General features: G+C 66.9%; 16 protein-coding genes and 1 tRNA gene. 7 read left to right on the plus strand and 10 right to left on the minus strand.

Going from position 1 to position 15,205, the window contains the following annotated elements; translation table 11 throughout:
- Positions 1–62 precede the first annotated feature (62 nt).
- The 3 genes from ispF to AC1DN2_RS12660 all read right to left on the minus strand — a co-directional run bounded on the left by ispF (position 63) and on the right by AC1DN2_RS12660 (position 2,074).
- Positions 63–581 carry a 2-C-methyl-D-erythritol 2,4-cyclodiphosphate synthase gene (gene ispF, locus AC1DN2_RS12650; protein ID WP_476850589.1) on the minus strand — a complete coding sequence of 173 codons (519 nt, stop codon included), beginning with the start codon at positions 579–581 and terminating at the stop codon, positions 63–65.
- Positions 578–1,423: a 2-C-methyl-D-erythritol 4-phosphate cytidylyltransferase gene (gene ispD, locus AC1DN2_RS12655; RefSeq protein ID WP_476850590.1), complete on the minus strand. Its 846-nt coding sequence runs from the start codon at positions 1,421–1,423 to the stop codon at positions 578–580. Before ispD ends, ispF begins: the two co-directional genes overlap by 4 nt.
- 168 nt (positions 1,424–1,591) lie before the next feature.
- Positions 1,592–2,074 (minus strand): CarD family transcriptional regulator, encoded by a 483-nt coding sequence (locus AC1DN2_RS12660; protein ID WP_026266570.1) that lies wholly within the window; start codon positions 2,072–2,074, stop codon positions 1,592–1,594.
- A gap of 326 nt (positions 2,075–2,400) precedes the next feature.
- Here AC1DN2_RS12660 and AC1DN2_RS12665 point away from each other — a divergent pair, with 326 nt between their 5' ends.
- On the plus strand, positions 2,401–2,970 hold the full coding sequence (locus AC1DN2_RS12665) for a hypothetical protein (RefSeq protein WP_223915304.1): 570 nt from the start codon (positions 2,401–2,403) through the stop codon (positions 2,968–2,970).
- Positions 2,971–3,111: 141 nt separating this feature from the next.
- Here the strand turns inward: AC1DN2_RS12665 and AC1DN2_RS12670 are convergent, their stop codons facing one another.
- Positions 3,112–3,792 carry a response regulator transcription factor gene (locus AC1DN2_RS12670; RefSeq protein WP_018774213.1) on the minus strand — a complete coding sequence of 227 codons (681 nt, stop codon included), beginning with the start codon at positions 3,790–3,792 and terminating at the stop codon, positions 3,112–3,114.
- Complete coding sequence (locus AC1DN2_RS12675) at positions 3,789–5,021, minus strand: sensor histidine kinase (RefSeq protein WP_223915308.1); 1,233 nt, start codon at positions 5,019–5,021, stop codon at positions 3,789–3,791. The genes AC1DN2_RS12670 and AC1DN2_RS12675 overlap by 4 nt, the downstream gene beginning before the upstream one ends.
- Positions 5,022–5,228: 207 nt before the next feature.
- On the opposite strand from AC1DN2_RS12675, the gene phoU reads away from it, so the two are divergent.
- Positions 5,229–5,891, plus strand: a complete 663-nt coding sequence (gene phoU / locus AC1DN2_RS12680) for a phosphate signaling complex protein PhoU (RefSeq protein ID WP_079552056.1) — start codon at positions 5,229–5,231, stop codon at positions 5,889–5,891.
- A gap of 166 nt (positions 5,892–6,057) precedes the next feature.
- Here the strand turns inward: phoU and AC1DN2_RS12685 are convergent, their stop codons facing one another.
- Positions 6,058–6,804 carry a phosphoglyceromutase gene (locus AC1DN2_RS12685; RefSeq protein WP_230009468.1) on the minus strand — a complete coding sequence of 249 codons (747 nt, stop codon included), beginning with the start codon at positions 6,802–6,804 and terminating at the stop codon, positions 6,058–6,060.
- Positions 6,805–6,982: 178 nt separating this feature from the next.
- Here AC1DN2_RS12685 and AC1DN2_RS12690 point away from each other — a divergent pair, with 178 nt between their 5' ends.
- Entirely contained in the window at positions 6,983–7,831 is an 849-nt protein-coding gene (locus AC1DN2_RS12690; protein ID WP_476850591.1) for a class I SAM-dependent methyltransferase, read from the plus strand.
- 13 nt (positions 7,832–7,844) lie between these two features.
- On the opposite strand, the gene AC1DN2_RS12695 is transcribed toward AC1DN2_RS12690, so the two are convergent.
- Together AC1DN2_RS12695 and AC1DN2_RS12700 are read right to left on the minus strand one after the other, a co-directional pair.
- Positions 7,845–8,204, minus strand: coding sequence for a DUF2516 family protein (locus tag AC1DN2_RS12695; protein ID WP_028276353.1), 360 nt, complete (start codon positions 8,202–8,204; stop codon positions 7,845–7,847).
- A 9-nt stretch (positions 8,205–8,213) separates the two neighbouring features.
- Positions 8,214–9,410 (minus strand): trans-sulfuration enzyme family protein, encoded by a 1,197-nt coding sequence (locus AC1DN2_RS12700; protein WP_476850592.1) that lies wholly within the window; start codon positions 9,408–9,410, stop codon positions 8,214–8,216.
- Positions 9,411–9,544: 134 nt separating this feature from the next.
- On the opposite strand from AC1DN2_RS12700, the gene tmk reads away from it, so the two are divergent.
- The 4 genes from tmk to AC1DN2_RS12720 all read left to right on the plus strand — a co-directional run bounded on the left by tmk (position 9,545) and on the right by AC1DN2_RS12720 (position 13,171).
- Entirely contained in the window at positions 9,545–10,201 is a 657-nt protein-coding gene (tmk, locus tag AC1DN2_RS12705; protein ID WP_476850659.1) for a dTMP kinase, read from the plus strand.
- On the plus strand, positions 10,198–11,340 hold the full coding sequence (locus AC1DN2_RS12710) for a DNA polymerase III subunit delta' (RefSeq protein ID WP_476850593.1): 1,143 nt from the start codon (positions 10,198–10,200) through the stop codon (positions 11,338–11,340). The genes tmk and AC1DN2_RS12710 overlap by 4 nt, the downstream gene beginning before the upstream one ends.
- A 60-nt stretch (positions 11,341–11,400) precedes the next feature.
- A complete protein-coding gene (locus AC1DN2_RS12715) occupies positions 11,401–12,984 on the plus strand; it encodes an alpha/beta hydrolase (protein WP_476850594.1) in 1,584 nt (527 codons plus the stop codon).
- Positions 12,985–13,098: 114 nt separating this feature from the next.
- Positions 13,099–13,171, plus strand: a tRNA-Thr gene (locus AC1DN2_RS12720).
- Between the two features lie 187 nt (positions 13,172–13,358).
- On the opposite strand, the gene AC1DN2_RS12725 is transcribed toward AC1DN2_RS12720, so the two are convergent.
- Both AC1DN2_RS12725 and AC1DN2_RS12730 read right to left on the minus strand, forming a co-directional pair.
- Positions 13,359–13,922: a DUF805 domain-containing protein gene (locus AC1DN2_RS12725; protein WP_476850595.1), complete on the minus strand. Its 564-nt coding sequence runs from the start codon at positions 13,920–13,922 to the stop codon at positions 13,359–13,361.
- A 452-nt stretch (positions 13,923–14,374) separates the two neighbouring features.
- The gene (locus tag AC1DN2_RS12730; protein WP_476850596.1) at positions 14,375–15,121 is read right to left on the minus strand and encodes an HNH endonuclease family protein; all 747 of its coding nucleotides are present in this window, start codon (positions 15,119–15,121) and stop codon (positions 14,375–14,377) included.
- Positions 15,122–15,205: the final 84 nt, after the last annotated feature.

Here is a 15,205-nt window from a genome sequence, read left to right on the forward strand (position 1 = left end):
CCAGCGGCGCCCAACCTGCGGTGCTTCACCTGCGGTGCTTCACCTGCTGTGACCTGCGGTGCTTAGCCTGCCGGATACACGAGCGCTGTTGCCACGGCCGAGATCCCCTCGCCGCGGCCGGTGAACCCGAGCCCGTCGCTCGTGGTGGCTGTGACGCTCACCGGCGCCGCGGCAGCGGCGCTGAGGACCTGCTGGGATTCCTCCCGCCGCGGGCCGAACTTTGGCCGGTTCGCCACGAACTGGACGGCGATGTTGCCGATTTCGAATCCGTGGGCGCGAACAATCCGGGCGGCCTCGGCCAGCAGGGTCACGCCGGATGCTCCGGCATATTCAGGCCGGTCCGTACCGAAGTGCGTGCCCAGATCCCCGATCCCGCAGGCCGAGAAGAGCGCGTCGGCGGCGGCGTGGGCCACGGGGTCGCCGTCTGAGTGGCCGGACAGACCCCGCTCCCCCTCCCAGAAGAGGCCGCCGAGCCACAGCGGCTGCGGCTCGTCCTCGGCGGCGAAGGCATGGACATCGACGCCGATCCCGGTCCGGGGAATGACCGGGGAAACGACTGGCGGGTTGGTGGACATGCTCATCCCTCCACCCAGCGCAAGCCCAGGGGCCCTTCGAGAAGGCCTTCGGCCAGGATCAGGTCCAGGGGCGTGGTGATCTTCAGGGACTGGCTGGCGCCGCGTACCGCGTGGACCGGGACCCCGATGAGCTCCACGAGCATCGCGTCGTCCGTGACGAGGGCGGCCTGGCGGGCGTCGAACCCGGAGGCAGCTTCGTGGGCGCGCTTGAGGGTGCTCAGGGCGAATCCCTGCGGTGTCTGCACGGCGCGGAGCGATTCCCGGGGCGCTGTCCCGGTGACCAGTTCGGGGGCCACCGCGGCGCCGTCGCCGGTGGTCGGTTCGACGGTCTTGACGGTGTCGACGACCGGTATCACCGGAATGACGGCCGAGGCACCGGCGCCGAGCGCCGCTGCCACGCGGTGAAAGACGGCTTCAGGCGTCAGCGCCCGGGCGGCGTCGTGGACCAGCACCGATTCGATATTGGGCAGGAGGGCCGCCATCGCTGCGCGGACTGAATCGGCGCGGTCCGCACCGCCGTCGACGACCGTCACCACGGGAGCCCGGACGCCGGAGCCCGACGCCGCGCCGGAGTGTCCGGCCGCAAGCTCCTGCGTGAAGGCCTCGCACAGCGCCCGCAACTCGGTGTCGCCCGGGGGGAGCGCAATGCAGATCTGCTGTGCGATCCCGGCAGCCGCCACACCGCGGAGGGCGTGGGTGAGGATGGTGTCCCCGCCGAGAGGTACTTTTGCTTTCGGCATGCCGTAGCCCAGGCGCTGGCCGGAGCCGGCGGCTACAACTATGACCGCTGTGGCGGGACCGGGCTGTGACGTATTCGCCTGTGACGTATTCGTCGGTGCAGTATCCATGGGCACAAGACTACGTCCCCGCGCCTCGGACCGGGGCGCTCAAAGGGACCACAACCGATAGCGCAACGGAGGGTGCGGCCGCTGAAAAAGGGCAAAAAGAAGCCCCGGCGGCTGACGCCACCGGGGTTCGATTCTTATCTGCGCCGGCCCTGCTGGGCCGGCCCTGTGCTAGGAAGCCAGGACCTCGTCGAGAACGCTTGCAGCCTTCTCTTCATCAGTCTTCTCAGCCAGTGCCAGTTCCGAAATCAGGATCTGACGGGCCTTGGCCAGCATGCGCTTCTCTCCCGCGGAGAGACCCCGGTCGTGATCACGGCGCCAGAGGTCGCGGACGACCTCGGCTACCTTGATGACGTCACCGGAAGCAAGCTTTTCCAGGTTTGCCTTGTAGCGACGCGACCAGTTGGTGGGTTCTTCAGTGAACTCGGCCCGCAGCACGTCGAACACGTGCTCCAAGCCTTCCTTGCCCACTACGTCCCGAACCCCTACCAGGTCAACGTTTTCTGCTGGAACTTCAATGGTCAGATCACCCTGAGCCACCTTGAGCTTGAGATACATCTTCTCTTCGCCCTTGACAGTGCGCATCTTGATTTCTTCAATTTTGGCTGCACCGTGGTGAGGGTAAACTACTGTCTCGCCGACCTCAAAAACCATGTGGACATTCCCCTTTCCCGCAGACCAGTTTATCACGATTAAGGCATACAACTGGCATCAAAAGGTGCCGGGAACCGCATGAATCCGGGGAAAATGGCCGTAATCCGCCCCCTCAAACCCCTTGACGAATGCGGATAATAGTGCCTGCGGCCCTAACTGCCAAGAGGTTTCCGTCCCCCGCCGAGCCGGGTCCCGCCGCCGGTGACGCACGCTTGGCCGCGCTTGTGTGTAGTCGCCGAATCCTTGTTTGCGGCCGTTTGCGGCTAGGCTATGGCTGAATAATGTTTCAAGACTCTCAAGGAGTGCGTGACGTGCGTTTCACTGCGATGAACCGGGGCCAGCGCGGCAAGCTGGCAATGGCAACGGCTGCACTTGGCATCGGCCTGTTGTCCCTGACCGGCTGCGGCTACATCAACGCCCAGCAGACCACGGAGCAGTACGCGGCCTCGGACGGAACCCGGACTGATCTCGGTGCGCTGCAGCTGCGCAACTTCATCATCGTCTCCGATGGCGAGGACAAGCCGGGCCGCGTGATCGGCGCCGTGTACAACACCTCCTCCAATGACGTGGTGCTGACCATCAAGGGTGCGGAGGGCTCGCAGACCCAGGTTCCGGTCAAGAAGAACTCCTACACGATGCTCAACGACTCCACCGACGCCGCGATCCTGAACCCCGCCGGCGCCAAGCCGGGCGCCGTCCTCGATGTCACCATCTCCGAGAACGGCACCAATAAGGAAGCCAAGTTCACGGTTCCGGTCATGGACGGCACGATCGTCGACTACAAGTCGTACCTGCCGACGCCGGCGCCCACCGAGTCCGGCACGGCCACCTCGACGGAGACGGCTACGCCGACCGAGACGGCCACGCCGACGCCGAGCAGCACGGCCGGCCACTAGCTTCAACGGCTGGACCTATTGCAAAAGGAGGGGCACCTGCAGGTGCCCCTCCTTTTGTGTCCCCTGATGTTCAACTGCGCCGGACTTCCAGCGGCCCGGCAGCAGCGGCAGCAACGGCCGCCGGGCTGCCTCTTCCGACCTTTAGGGCTCGAACTTGTAGCCCAGCCCCCGGACGGTGATCAGGTACCGCGGCGCAGACGCATCCGGCTCGATCTTGCTGCGCAGCCGCTTGACGTGGACGTCGAGGGTCTTGGTGTCCCCCACGTAATCGGAGCCCCAGACCCTGTCGATCAGCTGCCCGCGGGTCAGGACCCGGCCGGAGTTCCGCAGCAGCATCTCCAGCAGCTCGAACTCCTTGAGCGGCAAGGCGATCTGCTCGCCCCCGACGCTGACCACGTGGCGTTCAATGTCCATCCGAACGGGACCGGCCTGCACTGTGGTGGAGACAAGTTCCTCCGGCTCGCTCTGGCGCCGCAGGACGGCCCGGACCCGGGCCACGAGTTCCCGCGAGGAGTAGGGCTTGGTGACATAGTCGTCGGCGCCCAGTTCGAGCCCCACCACCTTGTCGATTTCAGAGTCCTTGGCCGTCAGCATGATCACGGGCACCCCGGAGCGTTGCCGGAGTTGGCGGCAGACCTCCGTGCCGGACTGGCCAGGCAGTTGCAGGTCCAGGAGCACGAGGTCGGCGCCGTTGCGGTCGAATTCGGTGATGGCGTCCAGTCCGTTGTCCACCACCTCCACTTCGAAGCCTTCTTTACCCAACAGGTAGGACAGGGGGTCGCTGAAGGACTCCTCGTCCTCGACAATCAGAATCCTGCTCAAGCGGTAGCTCCTTGCTCATGGACGCCTGCGGCGTCACGTCGTTGCGGTCTGGGGTCCCGACTGGAAGTTTGGGCTGCCGGCTTGCCCGCCTCGGGGGCGTCGCCGTCGTCCTGCCCTTCTATCTCGGGAAGTCGAATGGTGAACGTGGAACCCTGGCCGAGCCGGGACCACAGGGTCACCTCGCCGCCGTGGTTGGAAATGACGTGCTTGACGATGCTCAGGCCAAGCCCGGTGCCGCCGGTCTGCCGCGAGCGGGCAGCATCCACGCGGTAGAAGCGCTCAAAGACGCGCTCCTGGTCCTCGGCGCTGAGCCCATCGCCCTGGTCCGTCACCGAGACCGCCACGAGACCGTCCTTGGCCCGGATGCCCACGCCCACCTTGGTGTTCTCCGGCGAGTAGCGGATGGCGTTATCGATCAGGTTGCGCAGGGCGGTCACGAGAAGGTCCTGGTCGCCGTAGACCAGGGCATCGGCGTGCCCGCCGACGACCAGCTGGATGTTCTTGCTCTCGGCCGGCAGCACGGAGCGGTCCACGGCCTCGCTGACCACAAGGTTGATGTCCACCGGGCGGCCCTGCTGCGCGACGTTGGCGCCCTGGAGCCGGGAGAGTTCAATGATGTCCTGGACAAGCGCCGCAAGCCGTGTCGATTCCTTGTGCATGCGCTTGGCGAACCGCTTCACCGCCTCGGGGTCGTCAGCGGACGACTCGAGTGCCTCGGCCAGGAGGGAGATCGCCCCGACCGGTGTCTTCAGTTCGTGGGAGACGTTCGCGACGAAGTCGTTGCGGACTTCCTCGGTGCGGGTGAACTCTGTCCGGTCATCGGCCAGCAGGAGGACATATTCCTCCGTGATGACGGCGGCCCGGACCTGGACAACGATCGTGCCCTGGCCGAGCGGGCCGCGCGGCAGTTCCAGCTGCTGTTCGAGGATGACCCCGTCCCGCCGCACCTTGGCCGTCAGTTCCAGCAGCTGCTGGTGCACCACCGTGTGCCCGCGGACCAGGCCGTAGGCGTAGGCGGCGGGGCTGGCGCGGACCACGCCGTCGATCGCATCCACCACCACGAACGCGCGGCCGAGGACGGCGAGCACTTCCGCGGCCCCCTCGGGCAACGAGGGGTCATCGACGTCGACGTCGACAATATGCCGCTGCTGCTCACTGACCCGGAACGCGAGTACGCCGAACATGCCAAACGAGAGGCCGATCAGGCCGGCGATCACGCCGATGAGCATTGGATCCACGGCTCCAGCTTATGCTCTGCCACGTGACCGAATCCGAAATCTCCTGCGATTCGGGCAGCGGTTCAGCTAACGTTCACCTATTGGGGCGTAACAGTTCACCGGACACTGAAAGAGTTGACAGTTGGAGCGCCGGTAGGTGAACCGAAATAGGCCCGCCACTTCGATTGCAGGCAATATTTCCGAGGAAAGGACGCACACGTGCGTAAGGTTTTTCAGGAGGAGCTCGCCCAGGTAAGGGAACAGCTCGTCGAGATCTCAGCGCTGGTCACAGAGGCCATCGACAAGGCCACGACAGCTTTCCAGGGCGCCGATATCGACCTCGCCGAGGACGTGATTGCCGCCGATGCCCGCATCGACTTCCTGCAGAACAGCCTCGACGAGCGTGCCATCGACATCCTCGCCCTCCAGGGCCCGGTGGCGAGCGATCTGCGCATGCTGGTTGGTTCGCTCCGGATGAGCGCCTCGCTCGAACGCATGGGCGACCTCGCCCGGCACCTGGCCCAGCTGGCGCGTCTGCGCTATCCGGCGTCAGTGGTCCCGGACCAGCTGCGGGAGACCTTCAAGGCTTTCGCGGAACAGGACCTGCTGATCGCCCAGAAGCTCACGGAGCTGCTGGCAACCCGCGACCTCGGCGTGGCCCGGGAGATCATGAAGGCCAACGGCGCCGTCAATGACCTTCACCTAAGCGTTTTCCAGGCGATCGCCCGCAGCGACTGGCAGGAGTCGCCGGCCACCACGGTGGACGTTGCCCTGGCCAGCCGCTACTTCGAGCGCTTCGCGGATCACGGCGTCTCCGTGGCCCAGAAGGTCACGTACCTGGTGACGGGCGCGTGGCAGCCGAGCACGATCGAGCACAACTGACTCCGGCCAACTGCGGCTGACTCAGCCGCAGTTACAACGGCGCCGGTACAACGGCGCTGATAGCACCGCGCTGATACGAACGACGGCGTCCGGTCACCTTGGGGGTGGCCGGACGCCGTCGTTTGTGCGCTGTCCCTTACTTAGTGCCTGCCCGGGCGGGGGCCGGTTACTTCTTGCCCTGGTTGGCGACTGCCTTGATGGCCTCGGCGGCGGCCTCGGGATCGAGGTAGGTGCCGCCCGGGTTCAGCGGCTTGAAGTTCTCATCCAGTTCGTAGACCAGCGGGATGCCGGTGGGGATGTTCAGGCTGGCGATGTCCTCGTCGCTGATCCCGTCAAGGTGCTTGACGAGGGCGCGGAGCGAGTTGCCGTGGGCGGTGACCAGGACGGTCTTACCGGCCCTGAGGTCTTCCTTGATGTCTGATTCCCAGTACGGCATGAGCCGGATCAGGACATCCTTGAGGCATTCGGTGCGCGGGACGGCGTCGCCGAGGTCCGCGTAGCGCGGGTCCCCCACCTGGGAGAACTCGGAATCGTCAGCCAGGGGCGGCGGCGGGGTGTCGTAGGACCGGCGCCACAGCATGAACTGCTCCTCGCCGAATTCGGCGAGGGTCTGGGCCTTGTCCTTGCCCTGCAGCGCGCCGTAGTGGCGCTCGTTGAGCCGCCAGTCGCGCTTGACGTCGATCCAGCCGCGGTCGGCCTTTTCCAGTGCCATGTTCGCCGTGTTGATGGCCCGCTTCAACCGCGAGGTGTAGAGGATGTCGGGGAGGATGTTGTTCTCCACGAGCAGCTCGCCGCCGCGGACCGCCTCGGCACGGCCCTGGTCATTGAGGTCAACGTCCACCCAGCCGGTGAACAGGTTCTTGGCATTCCAGTCGCTGTGGCCGTGGCGCAGCAGAATCAGCTTGTAAGTCATGGTTTTCATCCTAGCCGAGCGGTTGGCGGCGGTGCCGAGCGTTACACCACGCGCGTTTCAGAGCGTGCCTCACCTTCTGCTTCACCGCGTGCTTCAGGGCAACGCGGGGTCGCTCCCGGCCCATCCAGCGCCCATCACGGAAATGAGGTGACCCCGTGTTGGAGGATAGGCTTGGGCGGTGGTACAGAAGGCTGAACGGGTGCTGGCCCCCCGAAACAAGGGCGGAACGAGAGGCGGCGCGCGCGGCGGCAGGCCCGTGGGTAACGTGACCCGCGGAACCACGAACCCCAACCGGATGCGCCGCGTGGACCGCTGGCTGACCGGGCCGCAGGCATGGCGGCTGCGGGCCGCGGCCCATCCTCTCGCCGTAGACCTCGGGTACGGCGCCTCACCGGCCACCGCCGTCGAACTTTTCGAACGCCTCGCCGCGGTCCGCGGGGACGTACAAATGGTGGGGATCGAAATCGAACCGGAGCGCGTCCGGCAGGCCCAAGCCCTTGAACGGCCCGGCCTAACGTTCCAGCTGGGCGGCTTCGAACTGCCCATGACCGGAAAGCCCGTGCTGGTCCGCGCCTTCAACGTGCTGCGGCAGTACGAGGAAACCGACGTGGCGGGCATCTGGCGGCTGGTGCAGGACCGGCTGGCCCCGGGCGGGCTGTTCATCGACGGCACGTGCGATGAAATCGGGCGGCGCGCCGCCTGGGTGGCGCTCGACGTCGAGCGGCCGCTGAGCCTGAGCCTGTCCATGCGGTTCGGTGCCTTCGTGCTGCCCTCCGACGTTGCCGAAAGGCTCCCGAAGGCCCTGATCCACCGCAACGTGCCCGGCGAGAAGATCCACACCTACCTGCAGGCGATGGACCAAGCCTGGCTGGAAGCGGCTCCGCTGGCGGCCTTCGGAAACCGGCAGCGCTTCGGGGCTATGTGCCGCGCACTGCTCGACGCCGGTTGGCCGATCCAGGACGGCCCGTCCCGCTGGCGGCTGGGCGAAGTGACGGTCGGCTGGGAAGCCGTGGCCCCGGGAGCTTAGGCGCCGGGGGTGGTCACCAGGGGCCGTAGGGGCCCATGTTGCTGCCGCGGCCGCGGCCGGCGTCCTTGACGGCGGGGCGGACGTCGGCGAGGTACACGGACGCGGCCGTCACCGCCGCAAGGCCGAAAATGCCAAGCGAACTGGCGCCGCCACCGCTGCCCAACTGCGAGAGCAGGGAGAACAGTCCCACGGCGAACGCGCCGCCGGTCAGGGCCAGCCAGAAGGTCTTGGTCCGCTTCGATACGGCCTCGAACGCGTTGGCCTTGTGCCGGAGACAATCGAAAAACGCCCATGCCTCAAGGACAAAGGCCACGACAGCCAGGACCAGGTAAACCCCGGATTCGACAAAGTAAATGAGTATGCGTCCGTCCACTCCCCCAGCCTAGCCGTCCAGAGTGCCCAATGCCTGCTCCAAATCGGCCCAAAGGTCTTCCACGTTCTCAATGCCCACGCTCATCCGGACCAGGTTGTCCGGCACGCTCTCCGGCTCGGCGGCGTGCCGGCGCCGGCGTTCGATCAGGGATTCCACCCCGCCCAGGGAGGTCGCGGGGAGCCAAAGCTGCAGGGCGCGGATCATGCGGTCCGCGGCGTCCGCGCCGCTGAGGCCGCTGCCCTGCCCACTCACCGGTGCCACCTCGATGCACAGGACGGATCCGAAACCCTTCATCTGTTCCTTGGCCCGCGCGTGGCCGGGGTCCGAGGCCAGCCCGGGGAAGCGGACGCCGGCCACCTTCGGATGACCGTCGAGCCGCTCGGCCAGGATTTGGGCCGACGCCTGCGAACGCCCGATCCGCAGCGCCAGGGTGCGGAGCCCGCGCAGCGCCAGCCACGCCTCGAACGGTCCGGCGATTCCGCCGTGGATGGTGCGGTGGTGCAGCAGGGCGGCGCGGAGACCGGCGTCGGACGTCACCAGGGCACCGAGTACGACGTCGGAGTGGCCGGAGAGGTACTTGGTCACCGAATGCAGCACGACGTCGGAGCCCAGGCTCAGGGGCTGCTGCACCAGGGGCGTGGAAAAGGTGTTGTCCGTGACGACGATGGCGCCGGCCTCATGCGCCGCGGCGGTCACGGCCCGCATGTCCGCGACGCCGAGCATGGGGTTCGTAGGGCTCTCCAGCCAGAGCATGCTGGCGGCGCGCCCGCCGGCCGGGGCAAGCGCCGCAAGTACAGCGTCGGTGTCCGCGATGTCTACCGTCCGCAGCTCGAGGAACCCTTTGGCCGCCAGTTCGGTGGCCATGGTGACCGATCCCGCGTAGCTGTGCGACGGCATGACGAGGACGCCCTGGGCGGGCACCAGGGACAGGGCCGAACTAACGGCGGCGAGTCCCGAGGCGTAGAGCAGGCCCGGCAGTTCCGCGCCCTCCAACTGGCCCAGCGCCTCTTCAAAGGGGTCCCACGTGGGGTTGGAATACCGGCCGTAGCCGCGGTCGCCGTCGCCCAGCGGTCCCGTACCGAAGTAGGTCGAGGACAGCACCAGCGGCGGGTTGACCGGTTCGTCTCGGGTGCGCGGCGGGCGCCCTGCCGCGACGACCAGGGAATCCGGCGAAAGCGAGGCGGCCTGTTCTTCAGTAAGACTCATGAGGACAGGGTACGTGGGCGCCCGGCAGGGTACCCAAGCCGTTACGCCGCAGACTTTGCGCAGACTAGAGTGTCGGGGATTGTCGGTACTCTTGAACGGTGACTACCCAGAGCCCCGGAGCGTCCCGCCGAAAGTTGACCGGCCTGTTGCCCGGACTGTTTATTGCCTTCGAAGGCGGAGACGGCGCCGGCAAGTCCACGCAGGCGGCTGAACTCGCCAAGGCCCTGGAATCACGTGGTTTTACCGTGCTGCGGACCCGGGAACCGGGCGGCACTGCGATCGGTGAGAAGCTGCGGTCCCTCGTGCTGGATCACGGCCACGGCCACATCGATGCCCATACCGAGGCCCTGATATTCGCGGCATCCCGGGCGGCGCACGCGAGCCAGGTCATCCGCCCCGCCCTGGAACGCGGCGAGATCGTCCTCACCGACCGGTACATCGATTCCTCGGTCGCGTACCAGGGCGCCGGCCGAGGCCTCGGAACGCAGGCGGTCCGGGACATCAATGCCTGGGCCACATCGGACCTGCAGCCGGACCTGACCGTACTTCTCGACGTCGAACCCGCCGTTGGCCGGCAGCGGCGCACCGCCGGCCCGGCCGCCGAAGACCGCCTCGAGTCCGAGGCCGACGAATTCCATGCCAAGATCCGGGCGGCCTTCCTGGACCTCGCCTCGGCCCGGCCGGAGGCGTATCTGGTGCTGCCCGCCCGGCTGCCCGTCGCCGAACTCGCCGCCCGCATCCTCGAGCGCGTCGAATCCCTGCTGGCCGTCACCCAAAGCAGCACAGCATGACGGTCTGGGACGACCTCCAGGGCCAGGACGCCGTCGTGGCCCAGTTGCGCCAGGCGGCCCAGAACGAAGGGCTCACGCACGCGTGGCTTTTCACCGGCCCGCCCGGCTCCGGCCGTTCCAACGCCGCGAAGGCGTTCGCCGCGGCCCTGAACTGCGACCAGGAGGACGTCAGCCTGCGCGGCTGCGGCGAATGCCCGGCGTGCCTGACCATCCTCGGCGAAACTCACTCCGACGTCTCGTTCGTGCGCACGGAGAAGGTCACCATCACCATCGACGAGGCGCGCGAGCTCGTGTCCACCGCCGGGAACCGGCCCTCGTCGGGCCGGTGGCGGATCATCGTGGTGGAGGACGCGGACCGGATGGCCGAGCGGACCACCAACGTGCTGCTCAAGGCCATCGAGGAACCCACGCCCCGCACCGTCTGGATGCTCTGCGCCCCCTCCCCCGCCGATGTCCTGGTGACCATCCGCTCCCGCTGCCGGCCGGTGGCGCTGCGGCTTCCGCCGGCCGCCGCCGTCGCTGCCCTGCTGGTCAAGCGCGACGGCGTGGACCCGGCGGTCGCCGAGCGCGCCGCCCGCGCGGCGCAGAGCCACGTCGGGATCGCCCGCCGCCTGGCCCGGGACCCGGAGGCCAGGGAGCGCCGGCTCGAGACGGTCCGGTTTCCGCTGTCCCTTCGCGGCGTCACGGCGGCGGTCATGATGGCCGAGAAACTGGTCAAGATCGCCACCGAGGAAGCCAACAGCTCCAACGACGAGCGCGACGCCGCCGAGAAAACCGCGCTTCTGACCACCCTCGGGGCACCCGAAAGCGGCACGCTGCCGCCAGCCATGCGGAGCCAGGTCAAGCAACTCGAGGACGACCAGAAGCGCCGCGCCAAGCGTTCCGTCACCGATTCCCTTGACCGCACCCTGACGGACCTGTTGTCCTTCTACCGGGATGTCCTGATCATCCAGATGGGGAACGCAGTGGAACTCGTCAACGTTGAACTCAGAAGCGAACTCGAAGACTTCGCCTCCCGTTCCACCGCCGAAGTGACCCTTGCCCGAATGGACGCCATCAACAAGGCCCGCACGCGGATCACCACAACCAACGTGGCCCCGCTGCTGACGATCGAGTCCATGGCTTCCAGCCTTATTTGACGGTTCCGGCCGCTCCAACGATCATCTTCGCTTTCGTTCCTAGCCTCCAAGGAGAACCGCATGAAGCCTGCTCGACCCAAGTCCGCAAGATCCCGATCCCTGGCGATCGGCATGCGGGCCGTCGGCGCCGTGGCCCTGGCCCTCACGCTGGCCTCGTGCACCCTTTTCGGCGGCGGGGGCGGCAACGGGTCCAGTGCGCCGGCATCGGGGGCAGCGGGGCAGGCGGACCCGTCAATCGTGGCGGCCGCGCCGGCCGAACTGCGCAGCTACTACTCCCAGCAGGTCGACTGGAAACCGTGTGAAGGCAACTTCCAGTGCGCCAAGATCAAGGTTCCGCTGGACTACAGCAAGCCCGACGGCGAACGCATCGAGCTTGCCGCCATCAAGCTCGCCACGACAGGCGACAAGAAGGGCACCCTGATGGTCAATCCGGGCGGCCCGGGCGGCTCGGGGTACGACTTCGTCAGGGATGCGGCCAACACCCACATTTCGGACAAAGTCCGGTCCGCCTACGACATCGTGGGCTTCGACCCCCGCGGCGTGGAGCGCTCCGCCCCGGTCACGTGCCTCACGGACAAGGAACGCGACGCGTCCCGCGCCAAGACCTACGCCCTGGACACCGACGCCGGACTGGACGAGGCCCTGGCCGACAACAAGGCCATCGCTGCCAAGTGCGTGGAGAAAACCGGGCCGGTGCTGGCCCACATCGACACCGTCAGCGCCGCGAAGGACCTCGACATCCTGCGCGGGGTGGCCAACGACTCAAAGCTGAACTACCTCGGTTACTCCTACGGGACCCTGCTGGGCTCCACCTATGCGTCGCTGTTTCCGGACAATGTGGGCCGGTTGGTCCTCGACGGCGCCATGGACCCGTCGCTGAGCAACGAGGAACTGACCCACGACCAGGCCGTGGCCTTCGAAAAGGCCCTCCACGCCTATGTCGCCAAGTGCCAGCAGACGTCCGGATGCCCCCTCGCGGGAAGCACCGAGGAAGGTGTCCAGCAGATCCGCAACGCCATCAGCGCGGCCGAGGCGAACCCGCTGCCGGCGAAGGACGGACGGAAGGTCTCGGGCTCCACGTTTGTCAGCGGCCTCATCATCCCGCTCTACAACAATGACAACTGGCCGATCCTCACCCGGGCGCTCGCCACCGCCCTGGCCGGCGACGGCACGGGCATGTTGCAGCTGGCCGACTTCGGCGCCGACCGCGATCCCAGCGGCACCTACACGTCAAACAGCACCTTCGCCTTCAACGCCATCAACTGCCTGGACTACCCGATGGTGTCCGACACCGCGTCCATGCGGGCCGAGGACCAGAAGCTGCGCCAGCTGTCGCCCACGTTTGGCTACTACTTCGCCTATGGCGGCAGCAACTGCAAGGACTGGCCGTACAAGAACGTCCGGACCCCTGCCCCGGTCGATTACAAGGGCTCGGCCCCGATTGTCGTAGTTGGAACCACCGGCGACCCGGCTACGCCCGTGCAATGGGCCAGTTCCCTGCGCAAGCAGCTTGGGAACGCCTCGCTGCTGACCTGGAAGGGTGAGGGCCACACGGCGTATGGCCGTTCCAACAGCTGCATCGGCAACGCTGTCGATGACTACCTGGTGGACGGAAAGGCCCCGGCGGACAACACCGTCTGCTAGGTCCGCGACAGGGCCGCATGCTGGCTTCGGTCGCTCATTTTGACCCGGACGCCGGGACTCTATTACAGTTGTCTCTTGCATGATCCGCCCGGTTCGCCGGGCATTCATGTGGTTGCTTCCTTAGCTCAGTTGGTAGAGCGTCTCACTCGTAATGAGAAGGTCGCCAGTTCGATTCTGGCAGGAAGCTCGGGAAGAACCCCGTATCACCGTTGACTCAACGGGGATACGGGGTTTTTTATTGGTTGCGGCGGGACGGGCCCGTACGGCGCCGCATAGAGCCAGGGCACACCTATGGCAGAAGAAGGCCCCGCAGCCCACGAGGGCGGCAGGGCCTTCTTGTAGTTCGTGCGGGGTCAGTGGGTGCGACCGGATGCTTATGCGGGGACGTCGAAGCGCTGGCCCTCGGGTTTTGATTCCAGCAGCGTGAAGACGAGGAGAATGATGCCGCCGATAAACGGGATGAGCACGATGAGGTACATCCAGCCGCTGAAGTTCGCGTCGTGGAGGCGACGGACCGTCAGGGCCAGGGACGGGACAATGACTGCCAGGAACCAGACGGCTGCCAGGATCAGCCCGACCATATAGGCGGGGCCGGGGACGCTGGCGCCGTTGGGGCCCAGTTTTGCGCCGGCCGCCCCACCGGCAAGCATGATGACGTTCAAGACGATCGAGACGAGTCCCGAGACGAGCATCCACCACCAGTATTCGCTCCGGCTGGCGCGGCCGGAGAACGTCCCGTACTTCCTGAAGAACCGCGACGCGGTCTCTGGCAGGGAAGCGCCGTAGAGCGGTGCCCAGAGTGGCACGGGCCCGGGTCCCTCGGCCGGGTATGCCGCAGTGGCGTACGGGTTTGGCGCCCACCCCGGGTTCTGCCGGGGCTGCTCGCTGGGCCACATCTGCCGGCCGGTGCCTTGCTGAGAATTATGCGGATCTGACATGTGATGCTCCTTCACTGGTGTGGCGGGTGGATCCGGGAGGGTCAGGGGACGTCGGCCGCGGCGGAATCGCTGAAGTGTGGCGCCTGGCTCGGCGGGGGCTGGACATGGATCTGGGCGCTCGGCTCCGCGGGGTTGCGCGTTGTGGACCTCGAGGCGGTGACGGCCCGCGATGACGGAGCTTGGACTACTGCCGAGTAGCCGGCGCGGTTGTGCCATGGTTCCCCCCAATACCGGGCACCCCAGCGGCCCCCGGCTGTCATGGTACCGGCGTTTTCGCCCCGTGGGCACTATGGCATCCCGGAATGTTTCCGCAGGTCAGGGAGCAGAACGAGCCGACACCTTGGTGTGCCGTCCTCAGGGACGGAAGCTGCTCGACGAGACGGACGTTTGGTCGCGGGTTGGGCGCGGTTTAGGCGGCGCAGACGAAGGTAACCCTCAGGGATGCGGTGCCGCTATTTGCAGGTGGCGAGAATCCCGGCGATGGCGTCGTGCTCGGGACGAGTCATCCACAGTTTGTACTTGGCCTTCACAGCCGTCTGGCGGGCGACGTATTCGCACCGGAACGCCTTGTTGGCCGGGAGCCAAGCATCGGCCGAGGAATCTGACTTCTGCTGGTTCGCGGGGCCGTCGGCGGACATCAGGTTCAGCGGATCGTTGGCGAGCTGGAGGCGCTGGCCGGCGCTGATCTGCTGGGCGCCGGTCTGCCAGGCCAGCGACAGGGGAATAATGTGGTCGATCTGGACGTCCGCCGAGTTCTCACCACGGGTGAAGGTGATGGTCTTGCCGGTGTATTTGTCGGCAAGCTTGCCGGAGGCGATGACGCAATCCCTGGTCCCGCGCTTGGTCGTCACGTCGGTGAGGTCACGGCGGAGCATGTCGTTGCGCGTGTCGCAGCCGTTGTGGTCCACATCGGACCAGGCGGGACCGAACTGCCCGCGGCTGTACCCGGTCTTTGGGGCCTTGCCCTTCACCGGGATGGACGCCAGCTGGGCTACGGCCGCGGCGGCTTCGCCCGGGTGCGCGGTGCCAGTGCCGGTGCCGGGAGCCTGGGACGCGGCCGCGCTGTGCACGGCGTCAGCGACTTTGGCGCCAACGTGGGCTGCGGCATCACAGCCGGCGAGGGAGCCTGCGAGAAGCAGGCCGGCAAGGACGGTCAGGGACTTGGTGGCGGCGGAGCGGGAGATGTTCATGCCAATCATGAGTGCGGCGAAAATGACCAGATTACCCGCACACTGTTCCGCACCCGCGCAGGCCGGAGCATGGAGTCGCTCACGTGCAGCTGT

The organism is Arthrobacter sp. 01L42, from assembly GCF_056400005.1.